This window comes from Bradyrhizobium denitrificans (genome assembly GCF_013179005.1).
In the GTDB taxonomy this organism is placed as follows: Bacteria; Pseudomonadota; Alphaproteobacteria; order Rhizobiales; family Xanthobacteraceae; genus Bradyrhizobium; species Bradyrhizobium denitrificans.
This window is the reverse complement of the sequence record NZ_JABFDP010000018.1, coordinates 66293-81836: the sequence shown is the minus strand read 5'-3', so window position 1 is coordinate 81836 and position 15544 is coordinate 66293. Positions and strand designations below refer to the sequence as shown.

The window sequence follows — 15544 nt, the reverse complement described above, 5'->3', positions numbered from 1 at the left end:
CAGCGACGGCAGAATCTCGATGCGCACGTTCACGTTTGATCGACGACGTTTCCTTTCGCGGCTGGCATGGGCGGCCGGCGTCACGCTGCTGCTGGCCGGCGGCGCGCCGACGCGGGCCTTTGACGCGCAAGGCATCGACATCCCGCTGCCGCCTGGCGTCGCCGCGCCGGCGCACCCCCCGGCGCATGGCATGGTGGTGGCGCAGGAGCGGATCGCGGCGCAGGTCGGCGAGCGGATCCTGGCCCTCGGCGGCAACGCGATCGATGCCGCGGTCGCCACCGGCTTTGCGATGGCGGTGACCTACCCGGTCGCCGGCAATATCGGCGGCGGCGGCTTCATGGTCATCCATCTCGCCGCCAGCCATGAGGACGTCGCTATCGACTATCGCGAGACCGGGCCGGCCGCGATGACGCGCGACAGTTTTCTCGGCGCCGACGGCAAGCCCGACAATGCCAAGTCGCGCGATTCGGCGCTCTCGATCGGCGTGCCCGGATCGGTGGCGGGACTGGCGCTGGCGCTGGAAAAATACGGCTCGGGCAAATTCACTTTGGCGCAATTGCTTCATCCGGCCATCGTGCTGGCGCGCGAGGGCATCCCCGTCGCCGACGACGTCGCCGTCACCCTGCCGATGATGGCGCCGCGGCTGGCGAAGTGGACATCCTCGGCGGCGATCTTCATGCGGCCCGATGGCGCCGCGCTCAAGGAAGGCGATCGGCTGGTCCAGCGCGATCTCGCCACCACGCTGACCGCGATCGCCGAGCAGGGACCGCGCGGCTTCTACGAAGGACCGGTCGCCGACAAGCTCGCCAAGGCGATCCAGGATGCCGGCGGCATCATGACGACGGACGATCTGAAATCCTATCAGCCGGTGCTGCGCACGCCGGTGCGAGGCACCTATCGCGACCATGACATCGTCTCGATGCCGCTACCCTCCTCCGGCGGCACCGTGCTCGTCGAGATGCTGAACATCCTGGAGGGCTTTCCGCTGGCCGAGCTCAAGCAGGGCTCCCCGGCGTCGTTGCATCTGCTGATCGAGGCGATGAAGCGGGCCTATGCGGATCGGGCCCGCTATCTCGGCGACCCGGCCTTCGTCGATGCGCCGGTGCGCGCGATGCTGTCCAAGGACTACGCGGCGCGTCAGCGCGCCAGCATCGATCCGATGCGCGCCACCAGCGCCGGCGACGTGCTCAACATCAAGCCGCTGCGCGAGGGGAGCAACACCACGCATTTCTCGGTGGTCGACAATGACGGCAACGCCGTCAGCAACACCTACACGCTGAATTTTCCATACGGCGTCGGCCTGGTCGCCGCAGGCACCGGCGTGCTGCTCAACAATGAGCTCGACGACTTTACCGCGGCGCCCGGCGCCTCCAACGCCTTCGGCCTGGTCGGCTTCGAGGCCAATCTGCCCGGTCCGGGCAAGCGGCCGCTGTCGTCGATGTCGCCGACCATCGTGCTGAAGGATGGCCAACCGGTGCTGGTAACGGGCTCGCCGGGCGGCAGCCGTATCATCTCGACCGTGCTGCAGGTGATCGTGAATGTGCTCGATTATCAGCTGGACGTCCGCGAGGCGGTCAAAGCGCCCCGCCTGCACCATCAATGGATGCCGGACGAGGTGCGTGTCGAAAAGGGCTTTGCCGATGATGTGCTCGCCGATCTGCGCGCGCTAGGCCACCGGATCGAGGAACCGATGGGGCGGACGTCAGCCAACTCGATCCTGGTCACGCCCGCAGGGCTGATCGGTGCCCCGGATCCGCGCAGCAAGGGGGCAGCCGCCGCAGGACGTTAGATCGTGATGTCCTGGAACGATCGGTCTCGATCGTGTCGCACCATGATCTGCCGTTCCCGCGCGGAACCGGCCGGCGGAAGGTGCGAGGCGAGCCTGGCGGCCAGAATGAGGCAGCAGGACGATTTGCCGCCGTCTGGCGCGTCCATTCGGCCGTTCGCGCCGTTGGCGTGCCGGCCCGGGCGGGCTAGAAGAAGTCCAGGGCGCAGCGAGGGCTCGCCCGCGAGGCGACGTCGGACGTTCTGGTGCATTTGCGAAGATTCGTAGTCGGTCTGCTGGTGCTTGTGGGTCTGCTGGTGGCAGGCTGGCTCACCTATCGGCCCGATCGTGCATTGCGGTCCGCGACGACGGCGGTCGCTCAGATGGTCTGTGCCAAGACCTTCGTGTCCGGCCTGGACCCGCAAACCACATTTGCCGAAACGATGGAGCGGCCGGGCCTGCGTCGCCTGCGCGCCGTCATGCGCTATCGGGTCGAGCGGGACACGCGCATCGTCGATGCCTCGCTGCTCGGCCTGCATGTCAGCCGGGCCTCCTACCATGACGGCCTCGGCTGCGTGTTGCTGCAGGGCCAGAAGCCACCTTACCTGCCGCACAGCAATGTCGGGGCGCTGCGCGCGGCCGCGCCTGCACCGGACCTGCCGGACATTGCCGCAGCCGATCCGGTCGAGCCTGCTGACGCCGGCCTGAGGGCGGCGCTCGATCACGCCTTCGAGGAGCCTGCGAGCCCGCCACTCCGGCGCACCAAGGCGGTCGTCGTCATCAAGGACGGCCGGCTGATCGCCGAACGCTACGCCGCGACGATCGGTGTCGACACGCCGCTGATCGGCTTCTCGATGACCAAGACGGTCACCAATGCCCTGCTCGGGATTCTCACCCGGCAGGGCAGGCTCAGCCCACAAATGCCGGCTCCGGTCGCGGAGTGGCGCGACGCGGCGGACGGCCGGCACGACATCACACTCGAGCAGCTGATGCGGATGACCAGCGGGCTGGCGCTGGACGAGACCAATTCAGGCTTCGATCCATCGAGCCAGATGGAGATCCACCGCGACATGGCGGCGTTTGCGGTGCATGCCCCGCTGATCGCGCCGCCCGGGCAGCGCTGGGCCTATTCAAGCGCCTCGACCCAGATCCTGGCCCGTATCATCCGCGATGCCGCCGGTGGACCGGAGCAGACCATCGAGCTCGCCTGGCGCGAGCTGTTCGGCCCGCTCGGCATGCGCAGCGCGACGCTGCAATATGACGGCACCGGAACGATGCAGGGCTACGCCAACATGCTGGCGAGCGCGCGCGACTGGGCGAAGCTCGGCCTGCTGTATCTCGGCGACGGGGTGGTCGGCGACCGACGCATTCTCCCGGAAGGCTGGGTCGCGATGTCCGCCAAGGCGACGCTGGACACCGACTATGGCGCGGGCCTGTGGACCAACCGCAGCCAGCATGCCCACGCGCTCGGACGCGCCAAGCAGGGTATCCCGGCGGACGCGTTCTTCGCCTTCGGCCTGCTCGGCCAGCGGCTCGTGATCATGCCGAGCCAGCGCATGGTGGTGGTCCGCCTCGGCGATTCCGTCGATCCGGACGGCGACATCAGGGGCGTCGCCCGGCTGGTCCGCGAGGTGATCGCGGCAACCGAGTCGCCGGCGACCGCCGTGAAGTAGCCTCTCAGCGGCCGACCTCGTAGGGGCCGCCCTTCTCCAGCGCGATCTTATAGGCAGGCCGCGCTTCGATGCGGGCCAGGAAGTCCATCGCGCGGGGATGACCGTGCTCCAGCCCGCCGCGCGACGCCGCGGCCTGCAGCGGGAAGCTCATCTGGATGTCCGCCGCGGTGAACTGATCGCCGGCGAACCATTCGCTCTTCTGGAGTTCGCTCTCCCAGAACGCCATGTGCTGTTTCAGCTGCGGGTTGACCAGCGTGGTGAGCGCCTGGTTCGACACTTTGCGCACCAGCGGACGCAGCAGCGCCGGGGCGCGCTTGGGCATGATATTGAACAGCAGCTTCAACAGCAGCAGCGGCATCGCCGAACCCTCGGCGTAATGCAGCCAATAGGAATAGCGCAAACGCTCCGGCGTCTTCGGCGGCGGGATCAGGCGGCCATTGCCGTAGGTATCGATCAGATATTCGACGATGGCGCCGGATTCGGCGACCGTGTTGCCATTGTCGGTGATGACCGGCGACTTGCCGAGCGGATGAATGGCGCGCAGCTCCTTCGGCGCGCGCATGTCAGGCTGGCGCTCGTAGCGGATGATGTCATAGGGCACGCCGAGCTCCTCGAGCAGCCAGAGCACGCGTTGCGAGCGGGAATTGTTGAGGTGATGAACGGTCAGCATGAGGTCCCCGAAAGACGGATCGCGGAAGCAGGCGGTGTTCCGTAGCAGGGCCCGATGACTTCGGCGAGCGGCAGGGCTCGCGGCGGCGCGAATAAAATACCCGGATAATATTGACTTTAATTTCTACCCGGGTGATATTTGCCCAACATATAGGGGACCGCAAGCATATGGATACCTATACGGCCTTCGGCGGGCACACCCGGATCACGACCGGCCCGCTGGCCAAGGTGGCGCTCGTGCTCAAGCACGCTGCTCCGACCGACGCGCCGGTCATGATCTTCAGCGACCGCACTGGACAACCGATCGATCTGGACCTGCGGGGCAGTGACCGGGAAATTCTGGCACGGCTGCCGAGCGATGCCGGCTCTGCGGCCACGGAGCAGCCGACCGAGCCGCGCGGCCGCGGCCGCCCGAAGCTTGGCGTCGTCGCGCGCGAGGTGACCTTGCTGCCCCAGCATTGGGAATGGCTGAACGCGCAGCCGGGCGGTGCTTCGGTCGCATTGCGGAAGCTGGTCCATGACGCCCGGCGCGCCAGCGGCGACACCGATCGCGCCCGCGAGGCGCGCGATGCGGCCTATCATTTCATGTCGGGGATCGGCAGCCATCTGCCGCAATTCGAGGAGGCGTCACGGGCGCTGTTCGCCGGCGATCTCCCGCGCCTGGCTGCGCTGATCGCGACCTGGCCCGCCGACATCCGCGACCATGTGGTCGCGCTCGCCAACCGCCACCGCGGCGAGTAAGCCGGACAAAAAACGCCGAGGCCGACCATTCGTGGCAGGCTCCGGTCTCACCTTCTTCAACGCGACGGCCGATCCAAGCATGACGGCGGTCGACGGAAACATGCTGTGTCCGCTCCCGCTCCGCTTCGCAAGCCGTTCCTGATGTTTCTCGCGCCGATGATGCTGAGCAACATCCTGCAATCGCTGTTCGGTACCATCAACAACGTCTATCTCGGCCAGATGATCGGGGTGGACGCGCTCGCCGCAGTCTCGGTGTTCTTTCCAGCGATGTTCTTCTTCGTGGCCTTTGTCATGGGGCTCGGCTCCGGCGCCAGCATCCTGATCGGCCAGGCCTGGGGCGCCAAGGAGCCCGCGAAGGTCAAGGCGATCGCGGGTACGACGCTGACCATCACATTGCTGCTCGCCGCGCTGATCGCGGTCGGCGGACTGTTCAGCCGCGACTTGCTGAGCGCGCTCGCAACGCCCGCCAACATCCTTGATGCCGCGGCGGACTATGCCCGCATCATGATGATCACGATGCCGCTGACCTTCGCCTATATCCTGCTGTCGTCGCAGATGCGCGCGGTCGGCGACACCGTGACACCGCTCGCAGCGCTGGCTGCGTCCACCGTGCTCGGCCTGGTGCTGACGCCGATCTTCATCCGCGGCTGGCTTGGGGCGCCGCAACTCGGCGTCGCGAGCGCAGCCTGGGCCTCGGCGATCTCGACCTTGGTGACGCTCGGCGGACTCCATCTTCATCTGCTCCGGCGCAAGCATCCGCTGGCGATCGATGCGGCCTTTCTGCGCGGCATGCGGCCCGATCCGAAGCTGCTGCGCATCGTGCTGCGGCTCGGCATTCCCGCAGCGATCGGCATGATCGTGATGTCCCTGGCCGAGATGGTGCTGATCGGCCTCGTGAACGGCTTCGGCTCGGACGCGACCGCCGCCTATGGCGCGGTCAACCAGGTGCTGGGTTATGTGCAGTTTCCCGCGCTGTCGATCGCCATCTCGGTCTCGATCTTCGGCGCCCAGGCGATCGGCCGCGGCAGCCCGGAGCAGATCGGCCGCATCGTGCGCACCGGGGTCGAGATGAATGTCGTGCTGACCGGCGGCCTGGTCGTGCTGGGCTATCTGTTCTCGCGCACGCTCATGGGGTTCTTCATCACCGATCCTGCGGTGATCGAGGTCGCACAGCGCTCGCTGCACATCGTGCTGTGGAGCTCGGTTCTGTTCGGCATGTCCACGACCTTCTCGGCAGCGATGCGCGCCGGCGGGACGGTGTGGATGCCGTTGGCGATTTCCGCCTTTTCGATCGCAGCGATCGAGGTGCCCGCGGCAACGTGGCTCAGCCGCAGCATCGGCCTCGACGGCGTCTGGCTCGCTTATCCGATCACGTTCACCGCGATGATGCTGCTGCAGATGAGCTATTATCTCCTGGTCTGGCGCAAGCGGACGGTGCGCCGCATGGTCTGACGCGGGCCGGAGCATCCCGCCGCGTGCAATATGACGCTCATCATAAAGCCCTGGACGCGATTGACGCCCTGGATCACAATATGAAAAATATCCGAGGAGACTGCCTGTGAGCCGACCAGCCCCCGAGTTCCTGTTCGATTTCGGCAGCCCCAACGCCTATCTCAGCCATGAGGCGATCCCGGCGATCGAGCAACGTATCGGCGTCCGCTTCTCTTATGTCCCCGTGCTGCTCGGCGGCATCTTCAAGGCGACCAACAACAAGTCGCCGGCCGAGTCGCTCGCCGGCATCAAGAACAAGCGCGAATTCCACGAGATCGAGACGCAGCGCTTCCTCAAGCGCTATCACGTCCAGCCCTGGGTCTGGAACCCGCATTTCCCGGTCAACACGCTGAACCTGATGCGCGCGGCCGTCGCCGCCCAGTTCGAAGGCGTGTTCGAGGCCTATGTCGACGCGGCGTTCCACCACATGTGGCGCGAACCCAAGAAAATGGACGATCCGGCAACCGCCATCGCGGCGATCACGTCATCAGGTCTCGACGGCGCGAAACTTTTCGCGCGCGCCCAGGAGCCGGAGGTCAAGGCAAAGCTCGTGGAGAACACGCAGGCCGCGGTCGAACGCGGCGCATTCGGCTCGCCGACCTTCTTCGTCGGCACCGAAATATTCTTCGGCAAGGAACAACTGCGCGATGTCGAGGAGATGATCCTCGGATGATCTCCACCGTCGCGACGAGGCCGTGCGGATTCAGGTCCGAGAACGCGTAGACGAGCTGAACGGAGACGACCATGCAGCAGCGCAATGCCACCGTCGCCGTGATCGGCGCCGGTGACTATATCGGCGCCGAGATCGTCAAGAAGTTTGCTTCTGAAGGCTTCACGGTGTTCGCCGGCCGTCGCAATGGCGACAAACTTGCGCCGCTGGTGGCCGAGGTCGAAGCCGCCGGCGGCCGGATCGTGGCACGATCGCTCGATGCGCGCAAAGAGGAGGAGACCACCGCCTTCCTCAACGAGGCCGACAAGCATGCGCCGCTGGAGGTCGTCATCTTCAACGTCGGTGCCAACGTCAATTTTCCGATTCTGGAGACGACCGAGCGCGTGTTCCGCAAGGTCTGGGAGATGGCGTGCTGGGCGGGCTTCGTCACCGGACGCGAGGCTGCCCGGCTGATGCTGCCGCGCGGCGGCGGCAAGATCTTCTTCACCGGTGCCACCGCCTCGCTGCGCGGCGGCTCCGGCTTTGCCGCCTTTGCATCGGCGAAGTTCGGCCTGCGCGCGGTGGCACAATCCATGGCCCGCGAGCTGATGCCGAAGAACATCCATGTCGCGCATCTGATCATCGATTCCGGCGTCGACACCGCCTGGGTGCGCGAGCGCCGCGTCCAGCTCTGGGGCGAGGAGGCGCTGGACAATCCCGACCTGCTGATGCCGCCGGCCTCGGTTGCCGGCGCCTATTGGCAGCTCTACCAGCAGCCCAGGACGGCGTGGACCTTCGAAATGGAGATCCGGCCGTTTGGTGAGAAATGGTAGGGGCGGATAGAATGGCAGGGCGAGTAGCGAATAGGGAATGGAGGGCATCTCTATTCGCTACTCGCCATTCGCCATCCGCTTCTGCATGATGCGCGCCGCTCAAAGAAGGATCCACACATGCGCATTCTCGTCGTCGGCGCCGGTGCCATCGGCGGATATTTCGGCGGCCGGCTGCTGCAGTCCGGTGCCGATGTCACCTTCCTGGTCCGGCCGCGCCGCGCCGCCGAGCTCGCCAGTGCCGGGCTGGTGATTCGCAGCCCCGCCGGTGACGCGACCTTGCCCAACCCGCCGACGGTGCAGGCGGACAGCCTCAAGCAGACCTTCGACGTCGTGCTGCTGAGCTGCAAGGCCTACGACCTGGACGATGCGATCGCGTCATTCGCGCCCGCGGTGGGTCCTCACACCAGCATCATTCCGCTGCTCAACGGCATGAAGCATCTCGACGTGCTGGATGCGAAATTCGGACGCGAGCGGGTGCTCGGCGGACTCTGCGCGATCGCTGCGACCTTGAACGAACGCCGCGAGGTGGTGCAGCTGCAGCCGATGCAGTCCCTGACCTTCGGCGAGCGCGACGGCGGATCGTCGGATCGCATTCGCGCGATCTCCGAGGTTTTCGCGCGCGGCAACTTCAATGCATCGGCCAGCGACCACATCATGCAGGACATGTGGGAGAAGTGGGTGTTCCTCGCCTCGCTGGCAGCGTCCACGACGCTGATGCGGGCGCCGGTCGGCGTCATCCTGACCGCGCCGGGCGGCAAGGACTTCCTGCTCGGCATGCTCGACGAATGCAGCGCCACGGCGGCGGCCGCCGGCTACGCGCCGGCCGGCGCGTTCTTCCAGCGCGTCTCGGGGATGATCACCGCCGAGGGATCACCGATGACCGCTTCGATGTTCCGCGACCTCCACGCCGGCCTGCCGGTCGAGGCGGATCACGTAATCGGCGATCTCGTTGCCCGCGCCGATGCCGCCAAGGTGCCGGTGCCGCGGCTGCGCATTTCCTACACGCAGCTGAAGGTGTACGAGGCGCTGCGGGGCCAATAGCTGCGATCCTCCGCCTCGCGCGGGAGCTGACCGCGACGACAGCTGATTATGTCGCGGGGCCCCGGCTACAAATGCGCCAGATAATGCGCCAGCGCCGTGATCTCCTCGGCGCTGAGGGGATAGGCGACATCGGTCATCGCAGCCTGGCTGCCGCCGACGCGCTGGCCGCTTTTGTAGTCGTGCAGCGCCTTGACCAGATATTCCTCGCGCTGGCCGGCAAGCCGGGCGACGCCCTTGGTGCCGGCATAGCTGTCGAGATGGCATGAGGCGCAGCGGCGGCCGGCGGCGGCTTCGGCGCCCTTCCTGGAGAGGTCCGGATCATTGTCGGGCGGCGCCTTGGCGGGCGTGAGCGATGCGAAATAGGCGCCGAGATTGCGGATGTCCTCATTGGTGAGCTGATCGACGATCGGCTTCATCGCCTCGTTCTTGCGGGTGCCCGCGCGAAAGAACACCAATTGCCATTGAACGAACTGATCCTGCTGGCCGGCCAGCGAAGGAATGTTCTCGGTCTGCGAGACGCCGTTCTCGCCGTGACAGCCGGCGCAGAGCTCCGCCTTGGCCTTTCCGGCTTCGAGATCGGCCGCCTGAACGGACACGCTCATCAGGGCCAGGGCCAGCGCTCCGCCGGCGACAACACCATGACGCATTTCAAATCCTCCGAATGGCCCGCTTCGTCTGCGCGGACAGAACCTGGTTTCGCGCAACGCGCTGCGATCAACGCAGCGGACCGAAAATAGTTGGGGCTGCGGCCGCCATCATGGCAGCGCGCAGCCCCATCAGGTCAAAAGCTCACTTCTTCTCGTAGCTGATGCGATAGATCGCGCCGGCCCAGTCGTCCGCCACCAGGATCGAGCCGTCCTTGGCGAGGATGATGTCATCGGGACGGCCGAGATAGCCCTGATCGCCCTCGATCCAACCGGAGGCGAACACCTCCTGCTTGGCATCCTTGCCGTCGGGGCCGACGATCACGCGCATGATCCGGGCGCCCTGGTACTTGTGCCGGTTCCAGGAGCCGTGCTCGGCGATGAGAATGTTGTTCTTGTACTCGGCGGGGAACTGGTCACCGGTATAGAACTTCATTCCGAGCGGCGCGACGTGAGCACCTAGGTTCAGCACCGGCGGCGTGAACTCCGAGCATTTGTGGCCCATCGCAAATTTCGGATCCGGCATGTCACCCTGGTGACAATAGGGATAGCCGAAATGCTCGCCGATCTTCGAGATCATGTTGAGCTTGTCGCTCGGCAGGTCGTCGCTGACCCAATCACGCGCATTCTCGGTGAACCAATAGCGGCCGGTGCGCGGATCGACGTCGCCGCCGACGCTGTTGCGCACGCCGAGCGCCCAGATCTCGGCATTGCCGGTGCGCGGATCGACGCGTCGGATCTGCGACACGGATGTCGGCGGAATGCCGATATTGAAGGGCGGTCCGAACGGAATATAGAACCAGCCCTCTTTGTCGACCGCGATGTATTTCCAGCCATGCGCGGCATAAGAGGGCATGTCGTCATAGACCACCTTGCCCTGGCCGAGATTGTCGAGATTGGCCTCGGCATTCTCGTATTTGATGAGCTTGTCGACGGCGATGACGTAGAGATTGCCGTCCTGGAAGGCGAGGCCGGTCGGCATGTTCAGGCCCTTGAGGACCGTCTTGACCTCGCGCTTGCCGCCCTTGTCGCTGATCGCATAGACGTTGCCGAGACCGAATGAGCCGACGAACAGCGTGCCCTTGTCGCCCCACGCCATCTGCCGCGCGGCCAGCACGCCCGAGGCCCAGACTTCCATCTTGAAGCCGTCCGGCAGCTTGACCTGCTTGACGATCTTGGCGAGCTCCGCGTCCGACGCGCCGGTCGGCGGACCGGACGGCGGCGCGAGCCCCTTCTGCGCCTCGGTCTCGTCGCCGAGGAACCAGTCATCCGGCGGATGCGTCCAGAACTCCTTGGTGCCGGATTCGTATTTCTTCAGACCCTTACCCTGGTCGGATTGCTGCTGCGCGCCGGCGATGCTGGTGCCGGCGAGAAGACCAATTGTAGCAAGCGCAAGAATGCTTCGGTGAAAAGCCGATGTCATCGCTTCACTCCCATGAGGCAGCTCGGATGGCCGCGTCTACTTATCGGAACGTATTTGAAGACGTCCTTTGGCCGGCCACATCGGTGGTCCGACACGAAAATGGTAGCACATCCTGAGCGCGTGAGAAGCGGATTACGGCCCAGCTCGCGCGAGACTGACGGCGCGCCGCAGCACGCGAACTTTGCACGCCGACATGCGCTGTATTCATACGTACCGATCGGCAGCGCGATTGGCGCGAGATCGAACAGCCGATAGGATCGGAACACATCAGCGAAGGGCTGCGACCGTTCACCGCGCGGCAAAGAGATGTCTCGAAAACAGGACCGTCGATGTCAGATGCGTTCATTCTGCCGCCACCGCAGGCCGGCGCCGGCGTCCTCGATTTGTTGCGACAGTTCGCAGCCGATCCGCAAGCAGCGGAGAGCTATGGTGCAGACTGCCTGAAGCGCACCGAGGCGATCGAGGCGCGGCTGAAGTCGTTCGAATATCTGCCGAAGGATGTGTCCGCGAAAAATGGTCCGCTCGGCGGAATTCCGGTTGCGGTCAAGGACATCATCGCCACCTCGGAAATGCCGACCAGCAATGGCTCGCCGATCTACCGGGATCATGTGCCGGCCGCGGATGCCTGGGTGGTCGCGCGGCTGCGCAATCTCGGCGCAACGATTTTCGGCAAGACCGTCTCGACGGAATTCGCCTGGCGTCATCCCGGGCCGACGGTCAATCCATGGAACCCGGCGCATACCCCCGGCGGCTCATCCTCGGGCTCGGCGGCCGCCGTGGCAGCGGGGCTGGTGCCGCTGGCCTTGGGCACGCAGACCCTGGGATCGGTCATCCGCCCGGCGGCCTTCAACGGCGTCGTCGGCTTCAAGCCGAGCTTCGGCGCGATCCCGCGCGTCGGCGTGCATCCGCTCAGCCCGTCGCTGGATCATGTCGGCTTCTTCGCCCGCCGCGTCGATGACGTGGCGCTGGCACTGTCGCTGCTGGCGGGACGCAGCGACGATGATCCCCACGGCCGCCCGCTGCCCGGTTTTACCGTCGACATCGCCCACGGCCTCCGTCCGCTGGCGAGTCCACGGCTCGCGGTCGTGCGCTTTGCCAAATGGGAGCGCGCCGAGCCTGAGCAGAAGGCGGTGTTCGAGGCTGCCGTCGAGCGACTGCGCAGCGCCGGCGCGGTGGTCGAGGAGATCGCCCTGCCCGCGCTCGACGCGGCGCATTGGGATGCGATCAATACGATCATGCTGAGCGAGGCGACGACGATCTTCTCCGATCTGATCGCACGCTTCCCCGACCGCGTCAGCGACGTGATGAAGGCGCATGTCGCGAGCGGGCGGAGCAAGACGGCGATGGAGTATCTGACCGCCAAGGCGGCGCAGGCCGAACGGCAGCACGCCCTCGCCACCGAGCTCGGCGGCTTCGACGCCGTGCTCACCTTGCCGGCCTTCGGCGAAGCCCCGCATGGCCTCGACTGGACCGGCGACGCCGAATATTGCGCCCCCTGGACGTTCGTCGGCGCGCCCGCGGTGTCGCTGCCGGCAGGATTCGGCCGGCACGGCCTGCCGCTGGGCGTGCAGATCGCCGGCGTCTACCGCAACGACCTCCATGTTCTGCGCGTCGCCAAATGGGCCGAGGCGGCGCTGGCCTTCGATCCCGGCCTGCCACTGCTGGCGCGTCACTAAAGCACGCCTGCTTCAGACCAAGCACTGCCATGGGCCGGAGCCGCCGTCGGCGGCAAAGCCCAGTGGCGGGTTTTCAACCAGCGCTGTAGAATTTTCGCATGACCGTCACAGATATCGCGAGCAGAACCTATAATCACGGCTGGCGCCTCGATCCGATCGTGCGCAGCCTGCTCGACACCGATTTTTATAAGCTGCTGATGCTCCAGATGATTCGGGAATTCTACCCGGATCAGAAGGTGACCTTTTCGGTGATCAACCGCACCAAGCGCGTGCGGCTGGGCGACGTCATCGACGAGGGTGAGCTGCGCGCGCAGCTCGACCACGCCCGCACCATCCGCTTCACCAAGAAGGAGCTGATCTGGCTGGCCGGCAACACTTTCTACGGCAAGACCCACATGTTCTCGCCGGACTTCCTGGCCTGGCTCGCCCATTTCCGCCTGCCCGAATACGAGCTGCACAAGGCCGACGGCCAGTATGAGTTGCATTTCCACGGGCCGTGGACCCACACCACGATGTGGGAGATCCCGGCGCTGGCCATCGTCAACGAGCTGCGCTCCCGGCAGGCGATGAAGGGCCAGGGTCGTTTCGCGCTCGACGTGCTGTTCGCGCGCGCCAAGGCCAAGCTGTGGGCCAAGGTCGAGCGGCTGCGCAGACTGGAGGGGCTGCGGCTGTCGGATTTCGGCACCCGCCGCCGCCACGGCTTCCTGTGGCAGCGCTGGTGTGTCGAGGCCGTCAAGGAAGGCCTGGGCCCATCCTTCACCGGCACCTCGAACGTCCTGCTGGCGATGGACAATGATCTCGAAGCGATCGGCACCAACGCCCATGAGCTGCCGATGGTCGCGGCCGCGCTCGCCAGGGATGACGACGAGCTGCGCTTTGCGCCGTACCGGATTCTCGACCAATGGCGGCAGACCTATGCCGGCAACCTCCTGATCGCATTGCCCGACGCGTTCGGTACCAAGGCCTTCTTGCGCGATGCGCCGGACTGGGTCGCCGACTGGACCGGCTTCCGTCCCGACAGCGCGCCGCCGATCGAGGCCGGGGAGGAGATCATCGCCTGGTGGAAGTCGAAGGGCCGCGATCCCAAGCAGAAGCTCTTGGTGTTCTCCGATGCGATGGATGTCGAATCGATCGAGCAGATCCATCATCGCTTCTCCGACCGTGTGCGGCTGTCATTCGGCTGGGGTACCAACCTGACCAACGACTTCGTCGGCTGCGCGCCGGACGGCTCGGTCGATCTCGACCCGATTTCGCTGGTCTGCAAGGTCACGTCAGTCGACGGCCAGCCCGCGGTGAAACTGTCCGACAACCCGGAGAAGGCGACCGGCGATCCCGCTGAGATCGCCCGTTACCTGCGCGTGTTCGGCGATGCCGGCCGGGTGCGGACGCCCGTGGTCGTCTGAACCGCTGAGCGCAATGTCGCGCGGGTGCCAGATGATTCCTGTTCCGGTTTTGTTCAGCTTGCGGTAAAATCAGCGGGCGAGCAGGTCAAAACCGGTGGCAGGAGATTGTCGTCATGCATGGGCTGAGCGGCCGGGGCACACAGCTGTGGTCCGCAATCATCATCGTCATCGCGATGTTCACCGCTGCGGAGCCGGCGGCGGCCGACAAGCGCGTGGCGCTGGTGATCGGCAATTCCATTCACGAACATGCGCCGCTGCTGGACGAGCCTGCGACCGATGCCCGGCTGCTGGCCGACAGGCTCACGCGGCTCGGCTTCACCTTGAGCGGCGGCGCTGCCCAGATCGACCTCGACAGAAAGGGTTTTGACCGCGCGCTGGCCGAGTTCAAGGGGCGGATTGCCGATGCCGACCTCGCGCTGATCTACTACGCCGGCTACGGGCTCAATCTCAACGGCACCAGCTACCTCGTTCCGGTCGATGCGGCGCCGGCCAAGGCTGACGACCTGGCCACCGAGTTGCGCGACCTCGGCGCGATCCTGCGCGAACTGGACGGGCCGAGCGGCCGACAGAACGTCGTCATCCTCGATGCATTCCGCGCCAATCCGTTCGCTGCGCGCGGCATCGCCGGACTGGCCGCGGGCCTCGTCCCGGTCGGCATGCCCGCGCGGACCGTGCTGTCCTTTGCCGCGCAAGCGGGGACCATCGGCCAGCGCGGCCCGGACGGGCACAGCGCGTTCACGGCCGCACTTGCGGACGTGCTCCAGCAGCCCGGCCCGCGCCTGATCGACATCTTCAACCAGACCAACATGGCGGTGCAGCGCGCCACGAGCGGCGCGCAGCAGCCCTTCGTGATGTTCACCCTGCTCGACGGTGGTGCCCAGCTCAGCCCGGCCGCGGCCAAGCCGGCGAGCCCGGTCGCCAGCCAGGCCCCTGCTCCGCCGCGCCCCGCCGCGTCAGCCGTGGCAGCCGATGCAAGGACGCCCGGCCTCGCCGTGCTGTATGACGAGGACGTTTCGGAGCCCCGGGGCAAGCGCTATTCCGGCTCGGTCGTCTGGCGAATAGAGACCGTCAAGAGCGCGCAATCGGGAGCAGACACGGCGGCGATCCGCGCCGAGATCGATATTCCCGAGCGCAAACTGAAAGTGAGCCTGCAGCTGCGGCGCAACGACGATCCGACCCTGCCGGCCAGCCACGTCGCCGAGCTCACCTTCAAGCCGGCACCCGAATTCGTCGGCGGTGCGATCAGCAACGTTCCTGGGATGCTGATGAAGACGAGCGAGCAGGCGCGCGGGACGCCGCTGGCGGGGCTCGCCGTGAAGATCACCGAGGGATCGTTCCTCGTCGGCCTGTCCAACGTCGAGGCCGATCGCGCACGCAACGAGGAGCTCCTGGCTGGTCGCGAATGGTTCGATATTCCGCTCGTCTATGCCAGCCAGCGCCGCGGTATCCTGGCGATCGGCAAAGGTCCGAGCGGGGACAGGGTGTTTGCCGATGCATTCGCCGCCTGGGGCAGATCCCAGGCAGCCAAATGATCAC

13 protein-coding genes are annotated in these 15544 nt (G+C 66.1%); 10 read left to right on the top strand and 3 right to left on the bottom strand.

Features of this window, described 5'->3' with window-relative positions:
* Positions 1–19 precede the first annotated feature (19 nt).
* Both ggt and HL671_RS20815 read left to right on the top strand, forming a co-directional pair.
* Positions 20–1789 (top strand): gamma-glutamyltransferase, encoded by a 1770-nt coding sequence (gene ggt, locus HL671_RS20820; protein WP_172238179.1) that lies wholly within the window; start codon positions 20–22, stop codon positions 1787–1789.
* A gap of 242 nt (positions 1790–2031) precedes the next feature.
* A complete protein-coding gene (locus HL671_RS20815) occupies positions 2032–3438 on the top strand; it encodes a serine hydrolase domain-containing protein (RefSeq protein ID WP_172238176.1) in 1407 nt (468 codons plus the stop codon).
* A 4-nt stretch (positions 3439–3442) separates the two neighbouring features.
* Here HL671_RS20815 and HL671_RS20810 read toward each other — a convergent pair whose 3' ends face one another.
* Positions 3443–4108 (bottom strand): glutathione S-transferase family protein, encoded by a 666-nt coding sequence (locus tag HL671_RS20810; RefSeq protein ID WP_012040664.1) that lies wholly within the window; start codon positions 4106–4108, stop codon positions 3443–3445.
* Positions 4109–4275: 167 nt separating this feature from the next.
* On the opposite strand from HL671_RS20810, the gene HL671_RS20805 reads away from it, so the two are divergent.
* From HL671_RS20805 to panE, 5 genes are all read left to right on the top strand, one after another.
* Positions 4276–4848, top strand: coding sequence for a DUF2239 family protein (locus HL671_RS20805; protein ID WP_012040663.1), 573 nt, complete (start codon positions 4276–4278; stop codon positions 4846–4848).
* Positions 4849–4953: 105 nt separating this feature from the next.
* A complete protein-coding gene (locus tag HL671_RS20800) occupies positions 4954–6300 on the top strand; it encodes an MATE family efflux transporter (protein WP_307769000.1) in 1347 nt (448 codons plus the stop codon).
* A 106-nt stretch (positions 6301–6406) separates the two neighbouring features.
* The gene (locus tag HL671_RS20795) at positions 6407–7012 is read left to right on the top strand and encodes a 2-hydroxychromene-2-carboxylate isomerase (protein ID WP_172238173.1); all 606 of its coding nucleotides are present in this window, start codon (positions 6407–6409) and stop codon (positions 7010–7012) included.
* 71 nt (positions 7013–7083) lie between these two features.
* On the top strand, positions 7084–7821 hold the full coding sequence (locus tag HL671_RS20790) for an SDR family oxidoreductase (protein ID WP_172238170.1): 738 nt from the start codon (positions 7084–7086) through the stop codon (positions 7819–7821).
* A gap of 117 nt (positions 7822–7938) precedes the next feature.
* Positions 7939–8862 carry a 2-dehydropantoate 2-reductase gene (gene panE / locus HL671_RS20785; RefSeq protein ID WP_172238167.1) on the top strand — a complete coding sequence of 308 codons (924 nt, stop codon included), beginning with the start codon at positions 7939–7941 and terminating at the stop codon, positions 8860–8862.
* Positions 8863–8927: 65 nt separating this feature from the next.
* Here panE and HL671_RS20780 read toward each other — a convergent pair whose 3' ends face one another.
* Together HL671_RS20780 and HL671_RS20775 are read right to left on the bottom strand one after the other, a co-directional pair.
* Positions 8928–9509, bottom strand: coding sequence for a c-type cytochrome (locus HL671_RS20780; protein ID WP_012040658.1), 582 nt, complete (start codon positions 9507–9509; stop codon positions 8928–8930).
* A 142-nt stretch (positions 9510–9651) separates the two neighbouring features.
* The gene (locus tag HL671_RS20775) at positions 9652–10929 is read right to left on the bottom strand and encodes a PQQ-dependent sugar dehydrogenase (RefSeq protein ID WP_012040657.1); all 1278 of its coding nucleotides are present in this window, start codon (positions 10927–10929) and stop codon (positions 9652–9654) included.
* 329 nt (positions 10930–11258) lie between these two features.
* Here HL671_RS20775 and HL671_RS20770 point away from each other — a divergent pair, with 329 nt between their 5' ends.
* From HL671_RS20770 to HL671_RS20760, 3 genes are all read left to right on the top strand, one after another.
* Complete coding sequence (locus tag HL671_RS20770) at positions 11259–12605, top strand: amidase (RefSeq protein WP_172238164.1); 1347 nt, start codon at positions 11259–11261, stop codon at positions 12603–12605.
* A 98-nt stretch (positions 12606–12703) separates the two neighbouring features.
* The gene (gene pncB / locus HL671_RS20765; protein ID WP_172238161.1) at positions 12704–14008 is read left to right on the top strand and encodes a nicotinate phosphoribosyltransferase; all 1305 of its coding nucleotides are present in this window, start codon (positions 12704–12706) and stop codon (positions 14006–14008) included.
* A 113-nt stretch (positions 14009–14121) separates the two neighbouring features.
* Positions 14122–15540, top strand: a complete 1419-nt coding sequence (locus HL671_RS20760) for a caspase family protein (RefSeq protein ID WP_012040654.1) — start codon at positions 14122–14124, stop codon at positions 15538–15540.
* Positions 15541–15544: the final 4 nt, after the last annotated feature.